Source organism: Nonomuraea mesophila, assembly GCF_004352805.1.
GTDB lineage: Bacteria > Actinomycetota > Actinomycetes > Streptosporangiales > Streptosporangiaceae > Nonomuraea > Nonomuraea longispora.
Map to the genome: position 1 here is coordinate 45274 of NZ_SMLD01000031.1, position 24192 is coordinate 69465.

At 68.8% G+C, this 24192-nt stretch carries 20 protein-coding genes and 1 pseudogene; 6 read left to right on the forward strand and 15 right to left on the reverse strand.

Going from position 1 to position 24192, the window contains the following annotated elements:
- Positions 1–62 precede the first annotated feature (62 nt).
- From E1295_RS14730 to E1295_RS14770, 10 genes are all read right to left on the reverse strand, one after another.
- Positions 63–2723, reverse strand: a complete 2661-nt coding sequence (locus E1295_RS14730; RefSeq protein ID WP_132630828.1) for a hypothetical protein — start codon at positions 2721–2723, stop codon at positions 63–65.
- Entirely contained in the window at positions 2720–3814 is a 1095-nt protein-coding gene (locus E1295_RS14735; RefSeq protein ID WP_132630829.1) for a HesA/MoeB/ThiF family protein, read from the reverse strand. Before E1295_RS14735 ends, E1295_RS14730 begins: the two co-directional genes overlap by 4 nt.
- A 16-nt stretch (positions 3815–3830) precedes the next feature.
- The gene (locus tag E1295_RS14740) at positions 3831–5066 is read right to left on the reverse strand and encodes an aKG-HExxH-type peptide beta-hydroxylase (protein WP_166427230.1); all 1236 of its coding nucleotides are present in this window, start codon (positions 5064–5066) and stop codon (positions 3831–3833) included.
- Position 5067: 1 nt separating this feature from the next.
- On the reverse strand, positions 5068–6189 hold the full coding sequence (locus E1295_RS14745; protein ID WP_166427231.1) for an aKG-HExxH-type peptide beta-hydroxylase: 1122 nt from the start codon (positions 6187–6189) through the stop codon (positions 5068–5070).
- An 88-nt stretch (positions 6190–6277) separates the two neighbouring features.
- Positions 6278–7555, reverse strand: coding sequence for a tetratricopeptide repeat protein (locus E1295_RS14750; protein ID WP_166427232.1), 1278 nt, complete (start codon positions 7553–7555; stop codon positions 6278–6280).
- Positions 7552–8889 (reverse strand): tetratricopeptide repeat protein, encoded by a 1338-nt coding sequence (locus E1295_RS14755; RefSeq protein WP_132630833.1) that lies wholly within the window; start codon positions 8887–8889, stop codon positions 7552–7554. The genes E1295_RS14750 and E1295_RS14755 overlap by 4 nt, the downstream gene beginning before the upstream one ends.
- Before the next feature lie 2 nt (positions 8890–8891).
- The gene (locus tag E1295_RS14760) at positions 8892–10226 is read right to left on the reverse strand and encodes an MFS transporter (RefSeq protein WP_132630834.1); all 1335 of its coding nucleotides are present in this window, start codon (positions 10224–10226) and stop codon (positions 8892–8894) included.
- A gap of 85 nt (positions 10227–10311) precedes the next feature.
- Positions 10312–10440, reverse strand: a complete 129-nt coding sequence (locus E1295_RS51830) for a hypothetical protein (RefSeq protein WP_281284741.1) — start codon at positions 10438–10440, stop codon at positions 10312–10314.
- A gap of 109 nt (positions 10441–10549) precedes the next feature.
- A complete protein-coding gene (locus tag E1295_RS14765; RefSeq protein ID WP_132630835.1) occupies positions 10550–11665 on the reverse strand; it encodes a phytanoyl-CoA dioxygenase family protein in 1116 nt (371 codons plus the stop codon).
- A 99-nt stretch (positions 11666–11764) separates the two neighbouring features.
- The gene (locus E1295_RS14770; protein WP_132630836.1) at positions 11765–12526 is read right to left on the reverse strand and encodes a class I SAM-dependent DNA methyltransferase; all 762 of its coding nucleotides are present in this window, start codon (positions 12524–12526) and stop codon (positions 11765–11767) included.
- Between the two features lie 412 nt (positions 12527–12938).
- On the opposite strand from E1295_RS14770, the gene E1295_RS14775 reads away from it, so the two are divergent.
- A complete protein-coding gene (locus tag E1295_RS14775; RefSeq protein WP_281284745.1) occupies positions 12939–15725 on the forward strand; it encodes an AfsR/SARP family transcriptional regulator in 2787 nt (928 codons plus the stop codon).
- Positions 15726–16049: 324 nt separating this feature from the next.
- Here E1295_RS14775 and E1295_RS14780 read toward each other — a convergent pair whose 3' ends face one another.
- On the reverse strand, positions 16050–16445 hold the full coding sequence (locus E1295_RS14780; protein WP_220448717.1) for an NUDIX hydrolase: 396 nt from the start codon (positions 16443–16445) through the stop codon (positions 16050–16052).
- A gap of 45 nt (positions 16446–16490) precedes the next feature.
- Positions 16491–16727: pseudogene (locus E1295_RS14785) on the reverse strand (IS256 family transposase); the annotation flags it as partial.
- A gap of 278 nt (positions 16728–17005) precedes the next feature.
- Between E1295_RS14785 and E1295_RS14790 the strand changes: the two are divergent.
- Positions 17006–18802, forward strand: a complete 1797-nt coding sequence (locus E1295_RS14790; RefSeq protein WP_132630838.1) for an alkyl/aryl-sulfatase — start codon at positions 17006–17008, stop codon at positions 18800–18802.
- A gap of 107 nt (positions 18803–18909) precedes the next feature.
- Here the strand turns inward: E1295_RS14790 and E1295_RS14795 are convergent, their stop codons facing one another.
- Positions 18910–19275: an aldo/keto reductase gene (locus E1295_RS14795; RefSeq protein ID WP_246080042.1), complete on the reverse strand. Its 366-nt coding sequence runs from the start codon at positions 19273–19275 to the stop codon at positions 18910–18912.
- A gap of 409 nt (positions 19276–19684) precedes the next feature.
- Between E1295_RS14795 and E1295_RS14800 the strand changes: the two genes are divergently transcribed.
- Complete coding sequence (locus E1295_RS14800; RefSeq protein ID WP_132630839.1) at positions 19685–20122, forward strand: hypothetical protein; 438 nt, start codon at positions 19685–19687, stop codon at positions 20120–20122.
- A 151-nt stretch (positions 20123–20273) separates the two neighbouring features.
- On the opposite strand, the gene E1295_RS14805 is transcribed toward E1295_RS14800, so the two are convergent.
- Together E1295_RS14805 and E1295_RS14810 are read right to left on the reverse strand one after the other, a co-directional pair.
- Positions 20274–20489, reverse strand: coding sequence for a hypothetical protein (locus tag E1295_RS14805; RefSeq protein WP_132630840.1), 216 nt, complete (start codon positions 20487–20489; stop codon positions 20274–20276).
- A gap of 233 nt (positions 20490–20722) precedes the next feature.
- The gene (locus E1295_RS14810) at positions 20723–21121 is read right to left on the reverse strand and encodes a hypothetical protein (RefSeq protein ID WP_132630841.1); all 399 of its coding nucleotides are present in this window, start codon (positions 21119–21121) and stop codon (positions 20723–20725) included.
- Positions 21122–21516: 395 nt separating this feature from the next.
- Between E1295_RS14810 and E1295_RS14815 the strand changes: the two genes are divergently transcribed.
- The 3 genes from E1295_RS14815 (at position 21517) to E1295_RS14825 (ending at position 24178) form a co-directional block, all read left to right on the forward strand.
- A complete protein-coding gene (locus E1295_RS14815) occupies positions 21517–22176 on the forward strand; it encodes an RraA family protein (protein ID WP_132630842.1) in 660 nt (219 codons plus the stop codon).
- Positions 22173–23453 (forward strand): pyridoxal phosphate-dependent aminotransferase, encoded by a 1281-nt coding sequence (locus E1295_RS14820; RefSeq protein WP_181957995.1) that lies wholly within the window; start codon positions 22173–22175, stop codon positions 23451–23453. The genes E1295_RS14815 and E1295_RS14820 overlap by 4 nt, the downstream gene beginning before the upstream one ends.
- 107 nt (positions 23454–23560) lie before the next feature.
- The gene (locus E1295_RS14825; protein ID WP_132630843.1) at positions 23561–24178 is read left to right on the forward strand and encodes a TetR/AcrR family transcriptional regulator; all 618 of its coding nucleotides are present in this window, start codon (positions 23561–23563) and stop codon (positions 24176–24178) included.
- The last annotated feature ends 14 nt before the right edge of the window (positions 24179–24192 follow it).

Genomic DNA, 24192 nt, shown 5'->3' on the forward strand with positions numbered 1-24192 from the left:
AGGTCGTCCAGCAGGGCGGTACCGAACGCGTTTTCCTACACGCGGAAGTCTTTCGGTCAGGATCATCTGCTCTCCGAGGGTTCCTTGGCCTGGCCACCCGGCGCCCCGATGACGATCGCGGGCCGGCTCGCCGACCAGCGGGTCAGGCAGGCGCGGACCTCGCCTGTGCCCACCGCGTCGATGCCGGTCGCGAGCGCCGCGCGGCTTTCGTCGTCCGCCAAGGCGTCGGCCGCCCTGGTGGCCAGGGGCGGGGTGCGTACTAGTGCGTTGCACGCCGCGGATCTCGCGGCGCTTATCTCGGACCCGCTGGGTTCAGCCGCGCATTTGACGGCGTCCATCACCTGGGCGAGCGCGCGGTGCGCGTCTGGGGTGCCCACGTACGCGATCGTCATGGCGCCGAGCCACCAGATCGGTTCGACGCGGCTCCCGTGCGCGCCGAGGGCCCGAACGGTGCCGTAGAGGCGGCGGCGGAGAAGGCAGGCGGTGACGATCTCCGCCGCGGATCCGCGCTGCACGGCCTCCGCTCCTTCAAAGGCGAGCACCGCGCCGCCCGGAGCCATCACTACGGTGTCGTCTGGTTTCAGCGGATCGAGCCGGTCCGGCGGCAGGGCGCGGCAGGTGGTGCCGAGTTCCCTCCACGCTTCCCTCTCGTCCGGTCCGGTCAGGTCACCGGTGATGACGATCGTACGGGGCTGCGTCGCCAGGTATCTCAGCAGTTCCGCGACGGTGTCCTGATCAACGGCGGCGGGCGCGTGGCGGACCAGGTATAGCGCGGCGGCCGAGCCCGACACCTGAGCCACGGCCGCGTCGTGCGGGCGCCGCGCCGCCGCCGGCCCGCCGGCCCGCCGCCCTGCCCGTTGACATGCCTGGACTGCCTGATCGGGGGCGTTCTCCAAGTACGACAGCCGTTGCCGCACCCACGCGCGGACGTCCGAGGCGTCTTCCGCGTGGTGGGTGACGGTGATGCGCAACCGCGCGTCGTACCGGTCCACGTCACCGCCCGCCGCGCGCACGACTGGTTCGACCACACTACGCCAGCGCTGTGCCGCGAACAGGGCACCGACGCTCTTCACCGTCGGGAGCATGGTGTCCGGCAGCCCGTTGAGCACGATGTCAATCACGGCGTGGTCGACGCCCTGGGTGTCTGTCCGCCAGTTCCACACGTCAAGCTCGTCGTCAACGCGGCTTGGCCCGCACGGTGCCGGCGCCTCGGTTACCATCGTCAGCAGCCGTGTCAAGGAGGCCCCGGCCGTCGCCCGGGCGCGCGCGGACGGGGTCGCCCAGTCTGGCTCAGGCGGACTCGCACGGCCGGTCGCGGGCAGGCTCGTGTGGCGGGGCGCGGGCAGGCTCGCACGGCCGGTCGCGGGCGAGCTCGTGTGGCGGGGCGCGGGTGGGCTCGTGTGGCCGGCGGGAGTCAGGCGAGCGAAGCGTGACGCGTCACCGGGCAGGAGCGCGAGAACCCGGTCGGGGTCGTCGATCACCTCTTGGACGTGGCGTTCTCTGTCGACCGCGCCGAGAACGTCCGCGCCGTGGACGATCGGGCCCACCGCGTCGAGTACTAGTCGTACCTCCCACGGCTCCGGCGGGCTCGTCCTGCCGCTTCTGTCCCGCAGGTCAAGCAGGACAGCGCGGGCCGTCGCGCGAATCGCGTCCGGGCCGAAGGGCGACCCTGCCAGGACCTCTGCGAGGTCGGACAGGACCGGCATGGGCTCCATTCTCTGAGGGCAGATCGCGCCAGCCGTCAAGATGGTGTGCGGGTAGTGCGTGTGCACGCCGGTGGCGGGCGAGATGCCGACCCCGCCGTGACGGGCGAACACGCCGCGCAGGTCCGAGCGGTCGTCGCGGATCATCGTCTGGGCGAGGATCTGGGCCCGCATGACAGAACCCTCGTCCGCCGTCCGCTCCAGCGGCACGGCCACCACGGCGTGCGGGGCCGTGCCCGTGTCTCTGCGGCGGATCCGGGGCGCCAGCTCGGGTACCGGGGGCACGGCGGGCGGGAGCGGGCCCGAGTTCGCGGGCCGATCGAGGATCACAGTTCGGTGGAAGCACGATGCGGAGATCGAACCCACGGTGAGGAGCCAGGCCCGCTCCGGCCGGATGTACGCGGCGTGGTAGCGGCGGGCGTCCTCCGCTCTGACTTGGAGGAGTTCATGAGGATCGTTGCCCTGGGCGCGCAGCGCTCGGAAAGCGGCAGGCGCGTACAGGACGCGGGCCGCGGCGTCCACCGTGGTCGGACGAGGATCGCCGGCCCGCGCGTTCGCCTCAGCCCAGACGACACCCCTCACCGCCCCGCCATCGACCGAGATCGCCTCCTCGGCGAACGCGTGGTCGTCGAGGAGAGGGCGGAAGGCGCTGTCCGTCAGTACGGAGGCCAGGACTCCGGCCATCTCCCGCGACGGCGTGGCGGCCATCAGGCACAGGTGATCAGGGCCGGTGAACGCGTTGAGGAAGGAGACGTTTCCCGCGGCCAGCAGCGACGGGAACAGGTGCCGGTCGGGGTGGTCGCGCGAGCCGCAGCCCATCCAGTGCTCCAGCATGTGCGGCACACCGGCGTGTTCATCGGTTGGCGTGGCGAAGGCCAGTGCCACCGCGAAACCGTCGGCCGGGGTGTTCACGTGGACGTGCCGCAGGCCGGTGGCCGCATGCGTGTAGAGCGCGACAGTTCCGGCGGGTAGGGCGCGGGCGGCCTGGAGCGTGAACCCCCGTGATTGCGCGGCACTCACAAGTCCTCCTGACCAGTGCCGTCACGGCCTTCACCACCGCAGACGGGGCAGCCGGGGTGCGGCCGCAGCGGCCGGATGGCGGAGGTGCTGTCCGGCCTCCACTCCCACAAGGCGTTCACGGTGACGGGCGGGCCGAGCCGGCCCAGATAGCGGAGGACTTCCATGGTCGCCACACTGGCCGTCACGCTGGCCCACGGCGCGAGGCTGCCGGAGGTGCCCCGGGGCAGACGCCGCAGCCGTTCCACGACGGAGGGGAAGTCGGGGCTGGCCTCGGCCTGCACGGCCCATTCGCACATGGGGCAGGCGCTCTGACCTGGTAGGTAGAAGGGGCCAACCCGCAGGCCGCTGGGGTGCAGGAGCGGCCGGCCCGCCGCGCGGCAGGCCTCGGCGAGCCACTGCCGGATGAGCCATACTGGTTGGTCGGCGGCGCCGACGACAAGGTCCGCCTCCGCGACCAGCCCGGCGATCGAGCCCGCGTCCGTGACGGTGGCCTGTACGGGACGGACCCGGCAGCGAGGGGCGAACCGGCGCAGCCGTTCCTGCGCAGCCTCCACCTTCGGCCGGCCGATGTCCGCCTCGTCGAACAGGATCGATCGGTTGAGATTGGACGCCTCCACCACATCCGGATCGACGACGACCAGTTCACCCACGCCGCAGCAGGCCAGGCCGTACAGAAGCCAGCTGCCCATACCGCCGGAGCCGACGACGACGACGCGGGCGCCGAGGAGGCCCCGCAGGCGCTCGTGGCGTGAGGGCCCGCAGGCCGTTTCGAACTCGGAGAAGTAGTGCAGGGTGCGGTCGTACCGCGCCAGGTCGGCGTCAGTGAGACCGGTGTCGCTCGGAGCGGTCTCGAGAAATCCCGCGTCCCGGCACAGGTTGAATATCTCCTGTGCCCGGCCACCGTCACCGGACAGCCGGTGTTCACCGTCCGTGACGCCTTCGGCCAGCAGGTGCATGATCTGCTCTTCCCGCTCGGCGAACGGGGCGATGCGGAGCGTCCTCTGGCCCAGGCGCAGGACCAGCGACTCCGGCATCGGCAGCAGTTGCACGCGTCCTCGGAGCCGCCACGCGGTCGTATTCCCTGTTGTCATGATCGCGTACGCCCTCCTACGCTGCGGCGATCCTGCACATCTCGCTGTAAAGCCGCTCGCCACGCGATGTCGGTGTCGTCCGGGCGAGCAGGAGGTCGATCCCCTTCCTGAGGTCGCCGAGCACTACCTGGTAGCGGCGGGCGGCGCGCTCGTCATGATCGGCTAACCGCCGGTGAAACTGGGCGATCCTGGCGAACACGAACGTGCCGTGCAGAATCTGGTGCATGGGACGGGGATCCTCACGCCACGGCGAGTCGACCAGGCCCTCATCTGCCTGCGCCATGACCGGATCCTGCTCCAGGAGGAGGGTTAGGCGGTGATGGCTGGTCTCGTGCAGGATGTGTTCGGCGGTGATCAGGGGGTCGGAGAACGGCGCGATGTGCTCGCTCATGAACAGCGCACCGAAGAAGCCCGTGTCGGTGAAGGTCGAGACCAGGTTGCTGCGTATGGGGACCACGAGGGCGATGTACCGGCGGAACTCGGAGGCGAACGCGTCACAGACATCGTCGAGCAGGTCCACGGCGCGGTCGAGGGCGTCCCTGGTGGCCGTGTCCACCGGGTCGAAGGGGGCCAGGTCGCGCTGCGGGTAGCCAGGGATGGCGCTCTTGGCGTTCTGGGACTCCATGAAGCGCGTCAGCCAGGGATCGGTGGCGTCCACCTCCGTCCCGTGGCGCAGCACGACGTGCGGGTGGAAGGACAGCGACGCCTCTCCGACTCCGGCGAGGAAGGGCGCGGTGGCCACGTCCGAGGTGGTGCCGCCAGCCGTGAGCCGGATGGAGGAGCCCTCGTGCGTCACGGTCACGTGTGTCGCCGGTTCTCCTGGGAGCGTGAAATGCCCGGGGTGACCGGGGAGGCGGAGCTCACCGTGGCCGAGGAGCGGCAGGCGTACCGGCTGGTCGGGGAGAGTGTTCTGGCGGATAGCCGCGACACACAGGAAGCGCCCGAAATGCTCCAGGAGGTCTTCGAGCTCACCCGTACGGCGAGCCGCCACGGCGGCGCGCACCTTGCTCCACCAGCTGGAGAACAGCGGGCCGCCGACGATCGAGGCCCGCGTCTCCTCCGGCAGCTGGTGGAAAATCTCCCACCACAGATCGATGCCCGCGGCACCGCGCTCGCTGACCCGGTCGAGAAGTTTCGGCAGCACCCGCATCACACCGGTGGCAAGCCGGTCATGGTAGGCGCCGAGGAGGTCACGGCCTTCGAAGTCGTTCACCGCGAGCAGGTCCGTCGTGGTGTGAGACGTCACTGACATGTCATAGTCCAATCTCCTGGTCGGAAGTGAGAGCGGACGTGATCGTGTCCGCGGAACGGCGGAAGTCATCACACTGCGCCCGGCCGAACGGCGTGAGCCGGACCGACGAGTCGATCAGGTCGAGCGCTTCCGCCTGCAGTTCCAGGACCTCGCGCAATCGCCGTGACCAGGCAGGGCTGTCGGACACGCGTCGCGCCCGATCATGAAACTCCGCTATGCGGGCGAAGACGAACGCGCCGTGCACCAGGCCGTCCACGGGCCTGGGGGTTTTCCTGTACGGCGAGTGCAGCCGGTCGGACGGCGGGTGGTCGTGGAAGGGGCTCAGCGTGAACACGGCGTTGAGCCGCAGGTGGCTCGTCTCGTGGATCAGGCGCTCGGTCGCCACGACAGGGTCCGCCAGGTCGGTCCTGATGAACAGCAGCCCGTCCAGCGCCGTGTTGCTGAAGGCCATGGTGTCCTGGCTGTGGATCGGGACGATCTGCTGGACGATGGCGCGGATCTCCCCCGCCATCTCCGGCCACACGCTGTCGACCCTGGCCATGGCGTCGGCCAGGTCGGACACCGCCTCGGACGCCTTGGCCACGGACACGTCACCCAGCCCGCCCTCGGCAGAGCTGTTCGCGTTGGCCCGGTGGAGGTAGTCGGCGACCCACGGGTCATCACCCGACACCAGGATGTCGCCGGGCAGCCGTTCCAGGGGCTCGGCGTCCGGAGGTGTCTCGGCCAACGCCAGGCGGGTGACGCGGACGCCGCCGGCCAGTTCCAGGCGACCGGCGTGCGAGGAGGCGATGACCGTAGGTGCGTCCACGCGTATCCGCCAGTACATGCCCGGCAGCCAGAGGTGGCCGTCGTCTCCGGCCGGGAGGACGACACCGCTGAAGGGGATCCGCTCGGTCAGCAGCGGGCGTATGAGGAAGCGCGGCAGGTGCGCGGACCATCGCTCAAGCGGCTCCCACCGTGCCTCCCGATAGAGCACGGACAGGCGATGCCACCAGTAGCCGAAGAGCGGCGCCTTGACGACGTCACGCTGCCCCTCGGGGGAAAGCTGGTCGAACAGGGTGATCGACAGCATCAGGCGTTCGCCGGCGCCGGCCGGCAGGCGCGCGCTCAGCGCCCTGGTCACGGACGTGAGGGCTGTGCGCCGTTTGTCCCAGGCCGCATGCTGGTGGTGATCGCCGTCGGTGACGCAGGACAGTACTGATGGCCCGGCGTTATACATGGCTCTCTTCCTTGATCGACATACTGAAACTGTCGGGAGACGGTGGATCGGGCAGCCGGTTCAGCCGCTCGCACGCCCAGGCCCGCAAATGACCGTCACCATGCCGTTCGGTGACGCGCAGGACGCCCCGCAGCGCGGTGATGGAGCACGGGTCGATGTCAATCGCGGTCATCAGCGCGTCCAGGGCCGCGTCGGTGTCGTCCAGGCGCAGGTGGCAGTGGGCCACGAGCGTCCATGAGACCGCCGCGAAGGGGGATCCGAGCCGGGCCGCGGTACGGAACGAGACCAGCGCCTGCGCGAAGCGCTCCAGCTTGAACAGGGCGTAGCCGAGGTCGCGGTGCGCCCTGCTGTCGGCGGGGTCGAGCGCGATGAGGTCGTGCATGCGTTGCAGGGACAACTCGGTCTCACCCCGACCGGCCGCCTCCCTGCTGCGGGTCTCCAGCACCGCGCGCAGATTCTCGTCTCTGGCCAGGCGGCGTTCGACGGTATCGCCGGGCGCGGATCTCGCGAGTTCCTCACACCGCGCGAGCATCTCGGTCGCCTCATCGAGCCGACGGTCGAAGAACGGCGCGAAGCTGCACGCGCGCAGCGCCGCGCTGCGCAGGATCACGTCGTCGCCCTCGGCCCCGTCGAACGCGGCCAGGTCCGTCAGCGCCCGGCCGGCCCAATGGCCTACCGCCCGCGCGTCGCGGTCCACCCGTGCGTGATGGACCGTGATCGCCATCGCCGCCACGAGCCGGGAACGCGGTGAAACGGCCTGTTCGTAGGCGTGGCGGAGCAGGCCGAGAGCACGCTCGTCCGCCCCCCTGTCACTCTTGTAGACGGCGATGGCCCTCTGCAGGACCAGCGACACCTCCACGTCGTCGAGCGGCCTGTCGAGCGGAAGATCGCGCAGGCGTTTGTCCGCCTCGCCGTAGAAGCCCAGCCGGATGAGCACGTTCACCAGCAGCGATCGGAGGTGCGGGGGATGGTCGTCCCAGCCGGCCAGACGCTCGCACAGCCGCTGCCAGCGCGGGCTCCGCAGCTCCTCCACCAGCCGTTCAGGAGTCCGCGCCGCGTACGCGTCCAGCCTGCTCTCGCGCACGACCCGCTCGCGCAGCCCTGCGACAGGGTTGCTCTGGAATACTGCCGTGACCTGCTCACCCGCGGCCGTCGCCGCGGCGAGGTGGGCCAGGATGCGGTTGTGCAGGGCGCCCCCGGAACCGCCGAGGTCCAGGTACGCGCGGACCGGGTGCACGGTCGGGATGAGGTCGAGGTCGATCACCGTCACGCGCTCCTCCCGGAAACGTGGGGGTTCCCCTGGGCCAGTCGCCGACGCCAGGCCATAAGCCATCCGTGATGCCAGTCCAGGACCTCCGGCCGCCCGGTACGGGAGGCCAGGCGCCTGGCCCCGTCAGCCGCCCGGTGGTCGGCGGGATTGGCCCTTACGGCCTCGACGTACTCCGCGAGTGCGGACGGGAGGTCGCCGAGCGCCTCCAGACACTGTGCGACGGCCACGCGCGCACGATGGGCGTATGGCAGGCCAAGTGTCACGGCGTGACGGAAGGCCGTGAGCGCGCCTTCGTGATCGCCGCACGCCCGGCGGGTCGTGCCAAGGTTGTAGTGCACCTTGCCGTCGTAGGGGTCGAGTTCTGTGAGCTCGGTCGCGTACGCCACGGCCACGTCCAGATCACCGCGCTCACGGGCGGCACGGCTCCTGGTCTCCAGCAGCGGGTGCAAATTCTGGCGGAACAAGAGCATGCCGGGACGTTCTTCCACTCCCTGGCGGGCGAATTCCTCGGCCGCGTCCAGTTCGTGTGCGGTACGCGCGTGGTTGCCACGCAGGAACGGCTCGTAGCTGACCGCCCGCCAATAGGTGCTGCGCAGCAGCAGGCCCATGGGAGTGTCGTCCCGGTCGAGCGCGCCGACGTGCGTCGCCGACAGCTCGCGCAGTTCCTGGACGGCGTCCAGGTCCGGTGCCCTGCCCCGTGCCGCCTTCACGAGCAGCGTGAGGGTGGCGGTCAGGCATATGCGGGCCGGCAGGGCGGTGGACCGGGCGATCGACGCGAGGATCCGGCGATCGGCGTTCTCCGTCTCCGGTCCCGGCCGCGCTCTCGACAGGGCATGGCCGCGTTTCATGGCCGTCTTGGCCGCGAGGGGATCGGTGGTGACGCTTGCGGCATCGGGCGACGGGAGCATGCGCAGCGCCGCCGCGTCCAGGTCCAGCGCGCACAACAGTACTCCCAGCCGGAAGCGCTGTTCGCCGCTCAGCTCTGGCACGTTTCCGTACAGGTTCACCAGGCGGGACCAGTCAGAGGTCCAATGGTCACGCGGTAGTCCGCACGGGTCATCGTGATCGAGGTCGGGCCGCCCGGCGCCGCGGGCAATGGCCCTACGAAATCCTCGAGGGGTATGGAGTTGGAGAGGGGAGGCGGGAGCGTCGCGATCGAGGTCGTCGTACGCCTCGAGCACGCCGGCCGTGTGCAGGGAACAGGCACCGGGGCGGTGCAAACCGAAGTACGGGCTGAGCAGCCACAGGTCCCACCTGGTCGGCAGGCCCGGCACCTCGGGTTCCGCGCCGCCGGAAACCGTGAAGTACGTCGGTCTCGCGGGAACGGCCGCCATGATCAGAGCACCTCCCGTACTTTGCGCTGGGTCATCAAATAAACGGAGCCGAGGATGAACGTCGCGGCGATGCACATCAGGGACACGCTCGCCGACGCCGACGTGGCCACCAGTCCGAACAGGAGCGGCGCGACCGGCATCGCGGCGCTGCTCAGCGAGGCGATCGAGGCGAAGACCCGGCCCCGCATCTGTTCTGGCACGACACTCTGCACGTACGTGCTGATCGACACCGTCGCCATGCCCGCGGGCAACCCCACGAAGAACATGGCCGGCGGCGCCAGCCACGCATCGGACCCGAGGCACATCACGAGGATCGCCAGTCCCTGGACGAAGAAGTTGCCGACGAAGACGAGCCCGCGTCTGCGGAGCAGGAAAGTGTGGGTGACGGTGAACATCCCGACGACCCGGCCGATGCCGATCGCCGCCACGGCCACGCCGAACAGTACGGTCCCGCCGTCCCCGTACGAAAGCAGGAACCCGGGCAGGATGAACACGATGCTGTACTGGGCGCCGTCGAGCGCTGGATAGACAAGGAACTGGGCCCGTAGCGCCGGTTCCGTCATGATGAACCGCAACCCTTCGCGGACGGCGGACAGGATGCCCTTCAGCGAACGCGACGGCTTGGCGGCCGTCGGGCGGAGCACCTCGCCGCCGGCCTTCACGCGAATGGCCACGATCAAAAGAGCAGCGATCCCAAAGGTGGCGGCGTCGATCCCGAGCAGGGCCGAGAGTGGTACAACGGTCAACGCCAGGCCCGTGATCGAAGGGCCGAGCACCGTCATCGTCGTTGCGCTGCCCAGCAGCAACGCATCCATGCGCGCGATGGTCGGCACGTGACCCCCGGCCAGCCGAGGCACGATGGTCTGCACAGCGGGCATGTAGAGCGTGCTCGGCACGGTCAGCAGGATGACGCCGGCGAGCAACCCCGGCAGGTCCAGCATGGAGGCGGCCATGAAGGCCGCGATGGCGCCGGTGATCGTCATGCGCACGAGGTCGGCCCCGAGCAGGAGCCCGAAGCGGTTGAAGCGGTCGACCAGGACACCGCTGCACAGGCCGAAGATCGTGAGCGGCAGGGCCATTGCCATCCCGACGAGCGCGCCATCGAACACATCCCCGAACTGCTGCGTCGTGTGCCAAGGCACACCCACCTTGAAGAACTGGTCGCCGAGCGCAGACTGCGCCAGCGTCAACCACAACAGGACGAAGGGGACGTTACGCAGAAGCTTGCGGTACGAAACCTCGCCCAGCCCTCCCTGCCCGTTCAGGCTTTCCTGCCCTGTCTGCCCGGCGGCCTCCGAGCCGGGCTCGGCTTCGGATTTCTGTGAAGGCGATGTCATTCGCACGTCCTCGCGAGGGTGGAGGGAGAGGGACGGGGCTCGGACCGGCGCGGGCGGCGGACAGGCCGCCCGCGCCGGCTCAGCGTCAGAGCGTCATGTAGTTGTACTCGGCCGAGAGCAACGTGCCGAACTCCTCGAGAAGCTGCTCCTCGGAGGAGGTCAGCGCGGCCTCGGTCGCGATCTCCGTCTTGGTGCTGAGAGCGCCCTGATCCATGTGTTTCTCCTTTGTTGTCGGGACTTTCTTTCATGCAACCGACACGCACCGGCTAGCACGGGGGTGCCGGTGTCCGTGGCCGCATCGCCCCAGAGGGTCGACGCGTGCGTCAGGCCGAAGCCTCGTTCTCCCACTCGGCACGGGCCTGCAGGTCCTCAAAGGCGACCTGCGGGTCGGCCTCCTCCGGGCCCGCGAACCGGTCAGCGCCCTCGCCCGGAATCACGCCGGGCAGGATTCGCGGGAAGAGCGGCCCGCTGAACTTGTCACCCGGCCGCAGGCCATGCCTCCAGAAGAAGGGCAGGTTGCCCATGGTCGGGGCGTACCGGGCGTCGTCACCCAGCCAACGCGTGGCGAGCGCGCGCCGGGTTCCCGTCTCGCTGGCGTTCCCCGTCGAGTAGTGCAGCGTCCGCAGGCTGAAGATCAGCGCATCACCTGGCTCCACGTCCCAGCTCACGATCGGGAGCTCGTCGCGATGGGCCTCGATCGAGACCCATCCGGTCTGGCCGTTCGACAGCGGCGCGCACGACATCTCCTCCTCCAGTCGGCGATGGACGCCGTGGAAGGCGGCCCGGATGACCGACCGCATCGTCACGGGCTGCTCGACCTGCGAAAGGTCCAGCCCTTCCGACGGCTTCCAGCCCAGCTTTTCAAGGGCGGCCTTGACCCGGTCGTCACCGATGGTCCCGGACAGGCGGGTCGCGCGGGCGGACTCCCACAGGTGCGAGCCGCGGATGAACTGCAGGGCGCTACTGTGAGCCGTGGCCTCGTCACAGGCCAGCCAGATGTTCATGGCCTGCTTTCCCGCGACCGGCCAGGCGATTTCGTCCGTGTGCCAGTTCGTCAAGATCTCGCAGCCGGCGTCCTTTCTGAACATGTGGTCGCCGAGGAAGTTGACCCGCTCCGTGTGCATCACCTGGGCGGCGATCCTGGCCGCCGGGGATTGGTAGGCGAAGTCGCGGAAGGCGTCACTGTACTTCCACATGAACAGGTCGCTGTACATCCGCCGGTCGGCGTCCGAGAGCAGGCGGCCATACGGCGTGGGCCTGGTGACCATGTCGTCGATTGCCTCCGCCACGTGGGCCACCCAGCGCTCCGGGAAGATGTTCCGGACCAGGACGACTCCGTCGCGTTCGTACGTGGCGATCTCCTCTTCGGTCAGGGCGCGAAGGGGAGCCTCCGCCGTCGCACCCACCGGCTGGGCATTCTGGGTGATCTGCGGGGTCATGACCTTTTTCCTTTCATACCGAGTAATCGCCCCCGGGCAGCATGAAATGGCATTGCGGCGCCCGTTTTCCCGCGTCGCCCACGACAGTGGGCGGGATTTTCAAGGACGTGCGACGAAGAAAAGCCGGGGCACCTGGTCCGGATCGTTCACCGATTCACCGAGAGCGTCGAGTTTCGCCGGCCAGGCGCTACCGAATCCGGCCTGGCGCAATTCGGCGATGATGTCCTCCGCACTCCAGGCACGGATGGTGGCGTGCTGCCTGAATTGCCGCCAGGGCGCGGACATGTCTTCCCTGTCGAAACCGGAGATGCGCGCGATCGCCGTACCGCTGTCCGGGTCGTAGCCGATTCTGCTGATCAGCACGAGGTCATCGGTCTCGCGCACGGAGAACGTGTTCTGCTGGCGCAGTCCTGAAATGCTGTGAACGTCGAAGATGAAGACGCCGTCGTCGGCGATGACCTCACGTGTGCGGCGAAAGCACGCCGACAACTGCTGCATTCCCTGAAGATGGTTGAACGAGTCGAACGTGCAGGTCACCAAGTCCACCGTATCCGTGATCTCGAACTTCGCCACGTCCGCCCTGATGAATTGCACCTGCTCTTCCAGGGCGCGGTGACGGGCGTTCTCGTGCGCGAGGTCGATCATGGCTTGCGACTGGTCGACACCAATCACCCGGTAGCCGTGCGAGGCGAAGGACAGCCCCAGTTGGCCGGTTCCGCAGCACAGGTCGAGCAGGGTTCCGGACTCCCTCCCCGTCGCCGCCTGATGATATGCGCGCAGCGGCCCGGAAACCTGGTTGGCGAAACCTGTAAAAAGCTGATTGTAGACCGGAGCGAATGTTTCGTCGTAGAACGATTCCATCACACCTCGTTAGGTGATTCCATGTCCTGCGATTTGCCGGTTGCACACATTGAGCGGAGAACATCTCACAGGAAACGCATCCCCCGATCGCCGGCCAGCGGTCACCGTCGGGCGGACTCGTATCCGGTTGCCGCCGGCAGATGAGCACCGCAGCTGCTGTCCATTCGAAGACTCTCCAATCGAATGACGACCATGGCGTTTCAAACTTCGGCTGCACGTTTCGGTTTAGCCGGCCCGATGACCTGATGGATGACAAGCATTGCGTACGGGTGTTAATGTCGGCGTACGGCCAGGCGCATGACCAGGCGTATGACCGGGCGTATGAGCCGCAAGACCCATGCGAACTGGTCGGACGTGTTGCTGCGAAAGGTGTTTCGCCATGCCCGGAATGGCCTTCAGTGTTCTCGGCCACATGGAGGTCACGACCCCCGCGGGGCGTGTCGACATCGGCACACGCAAACAGCGAATGCTTCTTGGATTACTGCTCCGCTCGGCCAACCAGCCCGTTCCCCCGTCCCAACTGGTCGACGCGCTGTGGTGGCACGGCGAGGTTCCCTCGTCATCGGGAGCGAACCTCCGCGTTTACGTGCACAAGCTCCGGCGCGCTTTCGAAGCCGGCGGCCAGGAGGAGCGGCTCGTATCGGGCGGCAACGGATACCTTCTCGCCGTGCGCCCCGGCGAATTGGACTCCAGCCGCTTCGAAGAGTTCGTGACGCAGGGCAGGGAGGCGGCCGACGGGGGCGATCTCGAGCGGGCGAGTTCACTGCTCGGTCAGGGGCTGGGCCTGTGGCGGGACGACGCGTACGCCGGCCTGACCGACTGCCCGCCGCTCGCCGAGGAGGCGGCCAGACTGGAGGAGCTGCGGCTGTCGGCGCTGCACGACCGGCTGGCCGCCGATCTCACGCTCGGCAGGCACACCGACGTCATCGCCACGGCACGCGGGCTGGTGGCCGAGCACCCGATGCGCGAGCGTTTCACCGAACAGCTCATGCTCGCGCTGTACCACACCGGCCGCCAAGGTGAGGCCCTGGAGGCGTATCAGCGGACCAGGCAGGCCCTCGTCGACGAGCTCGGGATCGAGCCGGGGCCGGAACTGCGTCGGGTGCAGCAGGAGATGCTCCGTGGAGCCCCCATACTGGTGCGGTCCGAGCAGCCCACCGTGTCGGGCGAGCAGTCCGCCGGTCCGGCAGAGTTGCCCGGCGACGTGGAGACGTTCACCGGCCGGTCGGACGAGATCGCGCGGCTACGCGCCGCTCTGACGGCCGCCGGCCGCCGTTCGGCGGCCGTGTGCGCCATCGCCGGGCCGGGCGGCATCGGCAAGTCCGCCCTCGCCGTCCACGTCGCCCACCAGGTGGCGGACCAGTACGACGATGGCCAGCTCTACGTCGACCTGAGCGGTTCCACCCCCGGAGTCAGGGCACTCGAACCCATTGAGGCGCTCAGCCGGATGCTGCGCTCGCTCGGCGTCGAGGGCTCCGCCGTGCCGATCGACACCCACGAGGCAGCGGTCCGGCTGCGGACGCTCACCAAGGGCAAGCGGCTGCTGTTCGTACTCGACAACGCCGTCGACGCCGCCCAGGTCCGGCTGCTGTTGCCCGCCCACCCGGACTGCGGCGTCCTGGTCACCAGCAGGAAGCTGCTCGCCACCCTGGACGCGGCCGTGTGCGAGCGGCTGGAAGTGCTGCCGGACGACGACGCGCGAGCGCTGCTGCGCCGCCTGCTCGGCCTTGCCAGGGTGAACGCTGAACCCGAGGCGTCGGCCGAGGTCGTACGCCGGTGCGGTCGGCTGCCGCTGGCCATTCGCATCGCCGCCGCCCGCCTGACCTCGCGTCCCACGTGGAAGATACGTACGCTGGCCGACCGGCTCGCCGCCGAGCAGGACCGGCTGTCAGAGCTGGAGGTGGACGACCGCGCGGTCCGTACGAGTTTCATGGCCAGCTACCGCGACCTGGATTCTTCGGCGGCGCGGATGTTCCGCCTGGCAGGTCTGCTCGACACCACCGACATCAGCGTGTCGGCCGCCGCGGCCCTCGCCGACGTGCAGGAGGGGGAGGCAGAGACCACGCTCGACCGACTCGCCGACGCCCAGCTGATGGAGACCCGTGTTCCCGGCCGCTACGGCACACACGACCTGCTCCGGCTGTTCGCCGGCGAACGCGTGCGGGAAGAGGAGAGCGAGCCGGAGCGACAGCAGGCCGCAGAACGGGTGGTGCACTGGTACCTCGCTTCCGCCCGCAGGGCCACAGAGGTGGCTGCACACGGACGGAGACCGTCGCTCGCGCCCGAGCCGAAACTGCCCGGCCTGGCCCTCGAAAGCATGGACGACGTCTGCGCCTGGGTCGACGCAGAGGCGCGCAACCTGCCCGCGATCGTCGCTCAGGCGTCCGGCATCAGCCCCGAGTTGACGGTCGCACTCGCCGCCGACTTGTACGCGCCCTTTGACACATGCGGTCGGTTCCGGGAACAGTTGGTCGTCGGACGGCTGGCCGTGGAGGCATGCGACGTCACCGGCGATCCTCACTATCGAGCAGCGGCCCACGCCAGTCTGGGCGGCGCGCACAACCGGACCGGCAACCTCGACTTGAGCATCCACCACGCGGAGATCGCGCTGGCGGCGGCGCGGGAGGCGGGCGATCTCCGGAGCGAGTCCAGCCAGCTCAACCTGCTCGCCCTCTCCCACCGCCAGGCCGGGCGGTTGAAGCAGTCCATCAGTCTGTTCCACCAGGCACTGGGGCTCGTCCGGCGCCAGGGCAACCGCTACGTCGAGGGCGTCATGCTCACCAACCTCGGTACCACCTATCAGAAGGCCGACCGTCTCGGTGAGGCCGTCGAGGCGCACTCCGCGTCCCTGGCCATCGCCGAAGAGGTGGGGAACGCGACCGGTGTAGCGGTAGCACTCGGCCATCTCGCCTCCATCGATCGCTCGACCGGCTCGCCCGCGGACGCGGTGAAGCGTTATCGCGCGGCTCTGGACGCCGACGGCGTGGCAGGCACGCGTGAAACCCCTCTCGAAGCCGAGCACTGGTGGGGGCTCGGGCAGGCGTACCGGGATCTGGGCGAAATCGAGCAGGCCACGGACGCCAGGAGAAGATGCCTCGCCATCCTCGACCTTCTCGACCTGATCACGGCGGAGGAACGCCAGATCATCGAGGCTCGCTCCGACTCGGAAGCTCCGGAGGCCATCCGGATGATCATGTGAATCTCAGACGGGTGGCACCCCCGAAACGTCTCGGTATCCGGCTACTACGCCTGGCGGGATCGGCTGTATGGCGGACCGACCTGATCCAGCAGATCCGCCAGCGCTCCCGAGGCACCTACGGCCCAGAGTCTCCATCAATCCCGGCGCAGTTGGGAGGCCGGCCCGTCGATTGTCGACCTGCGTTCACCATCGCGGCGTGGTTCGTTCTCCAGGTGACAATAGTGAGATAGCGATGGCGATGGCTCCCCTTTGGGCGGATCTGAGTAGATGATCGCGCTGATGCCGAAAGTGCGTCGAACGGGCAGCTCGGATGGATCAAGTTGTTCAGTGGAGTTGGCCGGTCTGGTGTAGGTGGTCGAAGATGATCTGGTCGACGGGGGATACGCGGTGGCGGTCGGCGTAGGTCAGCCAGATGACTTCTTCGATCTCGCTGGCGGGGGTTGGGGTGCCGTGGTGTTGGGCGGTGTAGCAGGTCATCTGGACGCTGACGCCATCGGCGTGGCCGTGTGCCTGGGCGTGGAAGGTGCCCAGGTGTATGGCGGTATCGGGCAGGATCGTGATGGCGAGTTCCTCGTCGATCTCGCGGGTCAGCGTGTCGAGGTTGGTCTCGCCGGGCTCACGTTTGCCACCGGGGATGTAGTAGACGTCTTTGCCTCGTGATCGGGTGCTGAGGATTTTGCCTTCGTTGAGGTGGATCCAGGCGATCTTGTCGATCATCATGCGTCCTCTCCTGCCTGGCCAGCGGTTCAGGCTGCCTTGTTCGTGGGGGCGTTCCAACAGTCTGCCGTTCTTGAACGTGGCTCCGGCGCGGACGAGGGCGACGAGGTGGGGTGCGTTGACGGCGCGCCGGCGGGCTTGGTCGGACTCGATCAACTTGAACGCCATGGCCAGGCCGGCGGCCCGTGAGCCCCGTCCCTTGGTGACCTTGGTGCGGTGCCTGACCGTGGCGAAGGTGCTCTCGATCGGGTTCGTGGTGCGCAGATGCACCCGATGCTCGGCCGGATCCTCCTTCACCGCCTTGCCACGACCGGCGAGCAGATCTCGAACGTTCTGGAAGGTGGCGTCGTCCACAGGCTGGGGATGAACAATCTCCTCGGAAAAGATCCACGTGCTGGAGTCGTTCCAGCGCCTGCTTGGCGATGTGTCCGAGGGTCGCATTCGCGGCGGAGGTGAACGCGACCACCGGCGATCTCGCGAGGCGGTCAAAGAGTCGGTCACGGGCGGGTGAGCGTACCGGCTGATGGTGGAAGGTCGGGGTCGCCAGCGGGAAGGCCAGATTTGTGGCAGACCTTCCCTTTGATGACCAGGCGGACTTCGAGGCCGCCGACCGCGGATTCGTGGCTGCGCTGAGTCCCGCGACAGTCAGAAGCGACGGCCGTGTCGTGTGGGACAGCGAGTCCTACAGCTTCCTGGCGCAGGAGTGCCCGGACACCGCGCATCCCAGCCTGTGGCGGCAGGGGCAGTTGTGCGTCAAGCAGGGCCTGTACGAGGTGTCCGACGGCATTTACCAGGTGCGCGGCCTGGATCTGTCGAACATGACCCTGATCGAGGGCGAGCGCGGCGTCATTGTGGTCGACCCGCTGCTGTCTGTCGAGTGCGCCGCGGCAGGGCTGGGGCTCTATCGCGACCAGCGAGGGGACCGTCCGGTCACCGCGGTCATCTACACCCATTCTCACGCCGACCACTTCGGTGGGGTGCGCGGCGTCACGGACGGCAGCGTGCCGATCCTGGCGCCGGCCGGGTTCATGCACCACGCGGTGTCCGAGAACGTCTACGCCGGCACCGCGATGAACCGCCGCGCCACCTACATGTACGGCCCGGCCCTGCCCCGCTCACCGGAAGGGCAGATCGGGACCGGGCTGGGCATGACCACCTCGACCGGAACCATCTCGCTCATCCCGCCGAGCAAGGACATCACGCGCACCGGGCAGGAGGAGACGCTCGACGGGGTACGGATCGTTTTCCAGCTCACCCCGGGCACCGAGGCGCCGGCGGAGATGAACTTCCTCATCCCCGACCGCCGGGCATTGTGCATGGCCGAGAACGCCACGCACAACCAGCACAACATCCTCACACTGCGCGGTGCTCTGGTCCGGGACGCGCGCGTCTGGTCGCGGTATCTGACCGAGGCGATCGCCCTGTTCGCCGATCAGGCCGACGTCGTGTTCGCCTCGCACCACTGGCCCACCTGGGGCCACGAGAAGATCGTCCGCTTCCTGTCGCAGCAGCGCGACATGTACGCCTACATGCACGACCAGACCATGCGCATGCTGAACAAGGGCATGACGGGCACTGAGATCGCCGAGGCCATGCGGATGCCGCCCGCGCTGGAGCAGGCCTGGCACACCCACGGCTACTACGGTTCGGTCAGCCACAACGTCAAGGCCATCTACCAGCGCTATCTGGGTTGGTTCGACGGCAACCCGGCCCATCTGTGGGAGCATCCGCCCATCGAGCAGGCGCGCCGCTACGTCGAGTGCATGGGCGGGCGCGAGGGCGTCCTGGCTTTCGCCCGCCGCTACATCGACGACGGCGATCTGCGGTTCGCCGCCTCACTGCTCAATCACGCCGTCTTCGCCGATGAGCACGACCGGCAGGCGCGCAGCATGCTCGCCGAGGTCTACACCCGCCTCGGCCACGGCGCCGAGAACGGAACCTGGCGCAACTTCTACCTGGTCGGCGCGCTGGAGCTGACCGGCGACGTCGTCCCCGCCGACCTCGACACCACCTCCCCGGAATTGGTCGCGGCCCTGACCGTCGAGCAGGTCTTCGACTCCCTGGCCATCCGCGTCGACGGTCCCAAGGCGTGGAAGGAGAGCCTGGCCATCGACTGGCTGCTGACGGATCTGAGCCAACGCCACCGCACCACGCTGTCCAACGGCGCACTCATCCACCAGGCCGATCCGCCGCCGCAGCGGGTGGACCTGACGCTCACGCTCACCAAGCGGCAACTACTCGGTCTGCTCACCGGACAGTCGGCCGACGGCATTGAGCACGAGGGTGACATGAACGTCCTGCGCCGTCTGACCGCCGTACTGGAAGGTCCGGATCCCGCGTTCGCGATCGTGACGCCGTAAAGACCAGGTGAGCTGGCCGCGCAGGTTCCTGGCGAGGAACAGCAAGCACCGCCGGGCCGGCCACCGGGTTGCGCAAGGACTCGGCGAAGGTCCGGCGGCAGCCCGGACTACCGGGCGCCCGCCACAGGGTGCGGCTTGTAGAAGGACTCCTCCAGGTAGGCGGCCTCGTGCGGCTGGTAGGGCTCCTCCAAGTAGGCGGCCTCGTCTTCGTCGAGTTCGACGTCCACCGCGGCAACCGCGTCGGCCAGCTGGGCCGGCTTGGTGACCCCGACGATGGGCGAGGTCACCGCCGGGTTGCGCATGACCCAGGCCAGGGCGACCTGGGCCGGGGACAGACCCCGCTTGCCCGCGATCTCGTGGACGCGCTCGGCCACTGCCTGGTCCTCGTCGCGGTAGAGGATCTTGCCACCCGCGTCGGTCCCGGCACGCGCCGTGGCGGTGTCCCGGGCCCGCGTCAGCCTGCCCCGCGCCAACAGCCGTCTTCGACCAAGCGATCCCACTGCGATGGCGGTTCCTCGTCCGGTCATGGACGGACGGGCACAGGTGCCGTCGCAGAGGAGCCCTTCTGCGATGGTGAGGAGTCCTCTGCCGCCCAGGACCTCGGTGAAGACGAGGGATGCGGTAAGCGGGTCCGGCTCAAGACGCGCAGGCGTTTGCCGCCCGCCGCGTCGTCCCTCACTTCCAGAAGATCCCGGCGAGGCGTTCGTCGGGCGCCGAAAGTGCCCCTGATGTGGCGGTCCGTCCCAAGATCACGTTAGTGTGCGGGAGGTCCGTACAGCCGTCATGGGAGTCACTCGGTTCATGTCAAATGTCGATCCCCTGCGTCCGGAAGCTTCCCGAGCCCGTTTCCGCCTGCAACCACGCCTCCCGGTCATCTCCATCGTGGCCGCCGCGTGCCTGGCAGCGGGCGCCCTCGCCGGGAACACCTCTACGACGGCGTATCTCGACCTGCCCACCATGGCCGCCCACTCCGGCAAGGCGGTCAAGAAGAGCGCCAAGGCCGCCTCGTTCACCCTCGCCTACGTACGGGTCGCCGGCGCGTCCAGGATCAACCAGAAGGGTGTCACCTGTTACACGGGCCCGGTGAGCTTCGGCGTGGGGTTGGAGGCCACCAAGATGGGAGCCCGGTTCTCCTACAGGTGGCTCGTCGACGGCAAGGTCGTCGAAAAGGGCTCCAGGAGCCTGCCGTCCTACAGCCGGAGCGACTACTTCGGCTCGAAGAAGCAGGTCACCATGGACCTGGGCACCTCGCACAAGGTCGTCTTCCAGCTCACGTCACCGGGGCGGCGGTCCAAGTCGTCCTCGTGGGTCATGTGCTGATGCGTAGCAGGGCCGGCACCACCGCGGGCCCGCCGCAGGTGCCGGCCGGGGCTCCGCTTCGGGACCTCGATCTGCGGGACCTGGTCCTGATCGATGTCCCCCGGCCGGCGGTTCGCCGGCGCGTACCAGCCCCCGGGACGGTCCGTGGTGTTCATCGGCCGAGTGCGTGCCGCTCCCACCGTTGTGTCCGGGCCGCGTCGCGGTGGCCGCCCCACAGATCCAGCAATCGGTCACCGTCGCGCTCGACGACCAGCGACAACCCCACCTCGGCGCCGCTGCGCAGGTGCTCCTCGACGACGTCGCGAACGGGTTCGAAGGCCGCGGTCCTCGCGATCGTGCCCTGCCTCGACTCGCCCCGCGACCCCATCGTCTTCGAAGGCGTCCTGCCGGAAACGGTGGCCGTACTGGAACGAGAGCGTGACCGGCTCACCGAGCGCATCGACATCCTGATCCGCAACCGCGACGCGATGACCGACTATCTGAACGAACTGCAGCGACTCGCTCATTGAGCCGGCGGGCCAGAAGGACACCGGCTGCTGGGTGCTCGTGGTCGCCCGCCGCGACATCGCGACCTGGCTCTGAATCGGAATCCTCAGCCTGTCACTGCTCCCCTGGGTAGACATTCACCTCGATTATTACTGCAGATTCCGTGGTGGCGGACTTGATCGCAAGCGCTTCCAGAATGCCCTGATGGCGCGCCAGACGGTCAGCAGTGAACGAACTCAGCGTTAAGTGCGCTCGCCGGCGAGCAGATTCCATGGCCACCATCCATGGGTGCTTCTTGCCGACTATCACCCACCCGCGCCGCTGGAGGAGACTGGCGGACCTGTCGACCGCCTCCTCCACTCGCGCGCTTCCAACATCCATGACCAACGTATTCGTTACGACGATGCCATCGTCATAACCGACCTCGTCACTGGCCTCTGCCTGAACAATGCCTATACCGCGTACGTCGCTGAGAGCAGCAGGACTCGCCCGATACACCACATCGGACTTCATACCGCATCCGAGCGCGAGGAAAGCTGCACCCGCGATTACAGCACCGAGTTTCCACATAGGACTTCTCCCACCATAACGGTGTCGATCGTAATCCTCGTCCCCGCCCATGACGTCGGGGACGCGCTCCGGGGTGAGCAGGTGGCAGGCCGCCGTCCGGACGGGAATCTTCGGACAGTCGGTGGACGGCGGGCAGGGAGTCGACAGTGCCGGGCGCGACGCCGCCGCCCGAGGGCTGCGGCTGGGTCGGGCTCCGTCCGACTGCCCACGCTCGTCGAGCCGTCCGGCGACGCGGTCAGCCGCGCAGGCCGGGCCGCGGCGGCATTGTAGGTCGACACCGCAGGGGCTACGATCGCTCCAACTGATAAATCTATCTCATTTGAGATTGGAGAACCATCTTGTTCATTGCTGCGGCGACGGACAGCGTGTCCATCGCTCCGAGCTGGGATCGCGTGGTGGCGGAGGAGACTCACCGCCTGGGGGAGGTGCCGGCCGCGAACGTCGGTGACGCGCTGCAGCGGATGACCGTCATGGACGGCGGCATCCGGCTGGTCACCGAGCGCGCCACGCTGGTCGGAAACGCCCTCACCGTGGACGTGCGGTCGGGTGACAACCTCGCCATCCACCGGGCGCTCGACGAAGCCCGGCCGGGCGACGTCCTGGTCGTCAACGGGCGCGGAGACCTGACCCGTGCGCTGGTCGGCGACCTCATCGGCGAGATCATGGTGAACGCCGGGGTGACCGGCGCGGTGGTCGACGGCGCCGTACGCGACGTCCGGGCGCTGTCGGCGATGGGCTTGACCGTCTACGCACGGGCGGTCACCCCCGCGGGACCTTTCAAGGACGGACCCGGGGCCATCGGTGTACCGGTGGCGGTCGGCGGCGTGGTGGTGGCGGCCGGTGACGTGCTCGTCGGCGACGCCGACGGGGTCGCCGTCATCCCCCGCCACCGCGTGCGAGAGGTCGTGGACGCGGTCTCCGGGATCGTCGAGAAGGAGGAGGTGCTGCGGCGGCGCATCCTCGCCGCGCGCGCCGGCCGGCCGGCGGTGACCCAATGACCGGCCCGCGGACCGGCCCGACGACCGGCCCGACGACCGGCCCGACGACCGGCCCGACGACCAGCCCGTTGACCGACCCGCTGACCAGCCCGACGGCCGGCCCGCTGACCAGCTCGTTGACCGGCCCGTTGGCCGGCCTGCCTCCCGCCTACCGGATCAGTGACCTGCGCCGTCAGTCGCGGCGCCCGGCCCTGACTCCGGCCCCGCCGGGCGCTGTCTCCCTCGCCATGGGCGAACCGGACTTCCCGACGCCGCCGCCGGTGATCGAGGCCGCCGCGGCCGCCCTGCGTGCGGGACACACCCACTACGCCGACCAGAAGGGCCTGCCGGAGTTGCGCGCCGCGCTCGCCTCGCGACTGCCCGCGCACCCCGCCCGGAACTGGACCGCCGACGACATTCTGATCACCCACGGCGCCACCGCCGCGCTGGCGGCCGTCGTACTCGCGATGATCGGCCCCGGCGACCGCGTGGTCATCCCCGAGCCCGCCTACTCGCTCTACGCCGACCTGGTCGTGCTGGCCGGGGGTAGCGTGGACTTCGTTCCGCTCGCCCCTGACCTGCACTGGGACCTCGACGCCTTGGCCGCGGCCCTCCCCGGGGCCGCGATGGTGATCTTCTCGAATCCCGCGAACCCGACCGGTATCGTCCACCGCGAGCAGGAGCTCAAGGCCCTCGGGGACCTTCTCGACGGCTCAGGTGTCCTGGTCGTCAGCGATGAGGCGTACCACCGGCTGGTCTACCCGGGGCATGTGCTGACCTCGGCGCTGGAGGTCGAGTCGCTGCGCGACCGTACGGTGTACGTGCAGACGTTCTCCAAGACGTACGCGATGACCGGCTGGCGGGTCGGGTACCTGACCGGGCCGCGCGAGGTGGTGGACGCGGCCGCCCACGTGCACCGGACCCACAACGGCTCGTTGAACACGGCGGCCCAGCACGCGGCACTCGCCGCACTCGATCTGCCGGGCAGCGTCGTGGACGCCATGGCCGAAAGGTACCGGCAGCGTCGCGAGCTCGTGGTCGCGCACCTGTCCGGCGTTCCCGGCCTGCACCTGGTCCCACCGGAGGGAGCGTTCTACGGGTTCCTCCGCTACGACGCGGACCGGCCCTCCGAGGTGGTCGCGCGCGAGCTCGCCGAGCGGAAGGTGATGGTTCGGGCCGGGGCCGAGTACGGTCCCTCGGGGGAGGGCCACGTCCGGATCTCGTTCGCGGCCTCGGAGGACGATCTGCGGACCGGGCTGACCCGCATCGTCCGCCACCTCGGCGGCGGACGACGCTGACGAGGCCGGGCGGGCGGCGCCTCGTGCCGCGCAGGTCCGGGCGGCCGGACGCGAGTCGCTCACAAGGGATATCCTTCGCCTGCACGTGGATGTGGGTGGAGTAGCCCGTGACCGGCCGGCAGGGCGCCCGACGTGGGGAGGACAAGCTGCGTAGTGACACCCGCCGCAACCGCCGGCGCCTTCTCGAGGCCGTCGGCGAGCTTGCCCGGGAAGCACCCGACCAGCTCACCATGCATGCCGTCGCGTCCCGCGCGGAGATCGGCCCGGCCACCGCCTACCGCTACTACTCCACGGTGGACGACGTGCTCGCCGCCTACGTGCTCAGCGTCGTCGAAGAGCTCCGCGATTTCAGCGCGGCGTCGACGGCGGAAGGGCAACCGCTGTTCGATTCCGTCGTGGACAAGTGGATGGACCTGCTCGACGAGTACGGCCCGGCGTTGGTGCAGATTCGATCCCGGCAGGGTTACCTGAAGCGGCTGCACAACGGGAACGAGATCATCGTCGCCATGCGGGATGCCTGGGCCAGGCCGGTGCGGGGGCTGCTCGACGACCTCGGTCTCCCCGACGACATGCTCGAGTACGCCCTGTTCCTCAACAACATCATGTACGACCCGCGGGAGATCCAGGACCTGCTGCGAGAGACGGGCCTGTCCCGCCGGGAGATCGTCATTCGGCTGGCCGAGGCCTATCGCGGCGCGTTGCGCGGGTGGGCGCGGGCGGGCTGATCACCTCCTGACGC

Excerpts from the sequence above, each read along its gene's own strand:
- E1295_RS14755 (WP_132630833.1), bottom strand. The coding sequence starts at position 8,889 with ATGGCGGCCGTTCCCGCGAGACCGACGTACTTCACGGTTTCCGGCGGC.
- E1295_RS14770 (WP_132630836.1), bottom strand. The coding sequence starts at position 12,526 with ATGGAATCGTTCTACGACGAAACATTCGCTCCGGTCTACAATCAGCTT.
- E1295_RS14810 (WP_132630841.1), bottom strand. The coding sequence starts at position 21,121 with ATGAAGTCCGATGTGGTGTATCGGGCGAGTCCTGCTGCTCTCAGCGAC.
- E1295_RS14760 (WP_132630834.1), bottom strand. The coding sequence starts at position 10,226 with ATGACATCGCCTTCACAGAAATCCGAAGCCGAGCCCGGCTCGGAGGCC.
- E1295_RS14805 (WP_132630840.1), bottom strand. The coding sequence starts at position 20,489 with ATGGGGTCGCGGGGCGAGTCGAGGCAGGGCACGATCGCGAGGACCGCG.
- E1295_RS14740 (WP_166427230.1), bottom strand. The coding sequence starts at position 5,066 with ATGTCAGTGACGTCTCACACCACGACGGACCTGCTCGCGGTGAACGAC.
- E1295_RS14765 (WP_132630835.1), bottom strand. The coding sequence starts at position 11,665 with ATGACCCCGCAGATCACCCAGAATGCCCAGCCGGTGGGTGCGACGGCG.
- E1295_RS14820 (WP_181957995.1), top strand. The coding sequence starts at position 22,173 with ATGACCGGCCCGCGGACCGGCCCGACGACCGGCCCGACGACCGGCCCG.
- E1295_RS14780 (WP_220448717.1), bottom strand. The coding sequence starts at position 16,445 with ATGATGATCGACAAGATCGCCTGGATCCACCTCAACGAAGGCAAAATC.
- E1295_RS14775 (WP_281284745.1), top strand. The coding sequence starts at position 12,939 with ATGGAGGTCACGACCCCCGCGGGGCGTGTCGACATCGGCACACGCAAA.
- E1295_RS51830 (WP_281284741.1), bottom strand. The coding sequence starts at position 10,440 with ATGGATCAGGGCGCTCTCAGCACCAAGACGGAGATCGCGACCGAGGCC.
- E1295_RS14735 (WP_132630829.1), bottom strand. The coding sequence starts at position 3,814 with ATGACAACAGGGAATACGACCGCGTGGCGGCTCCGAGGACGCGTGCAA.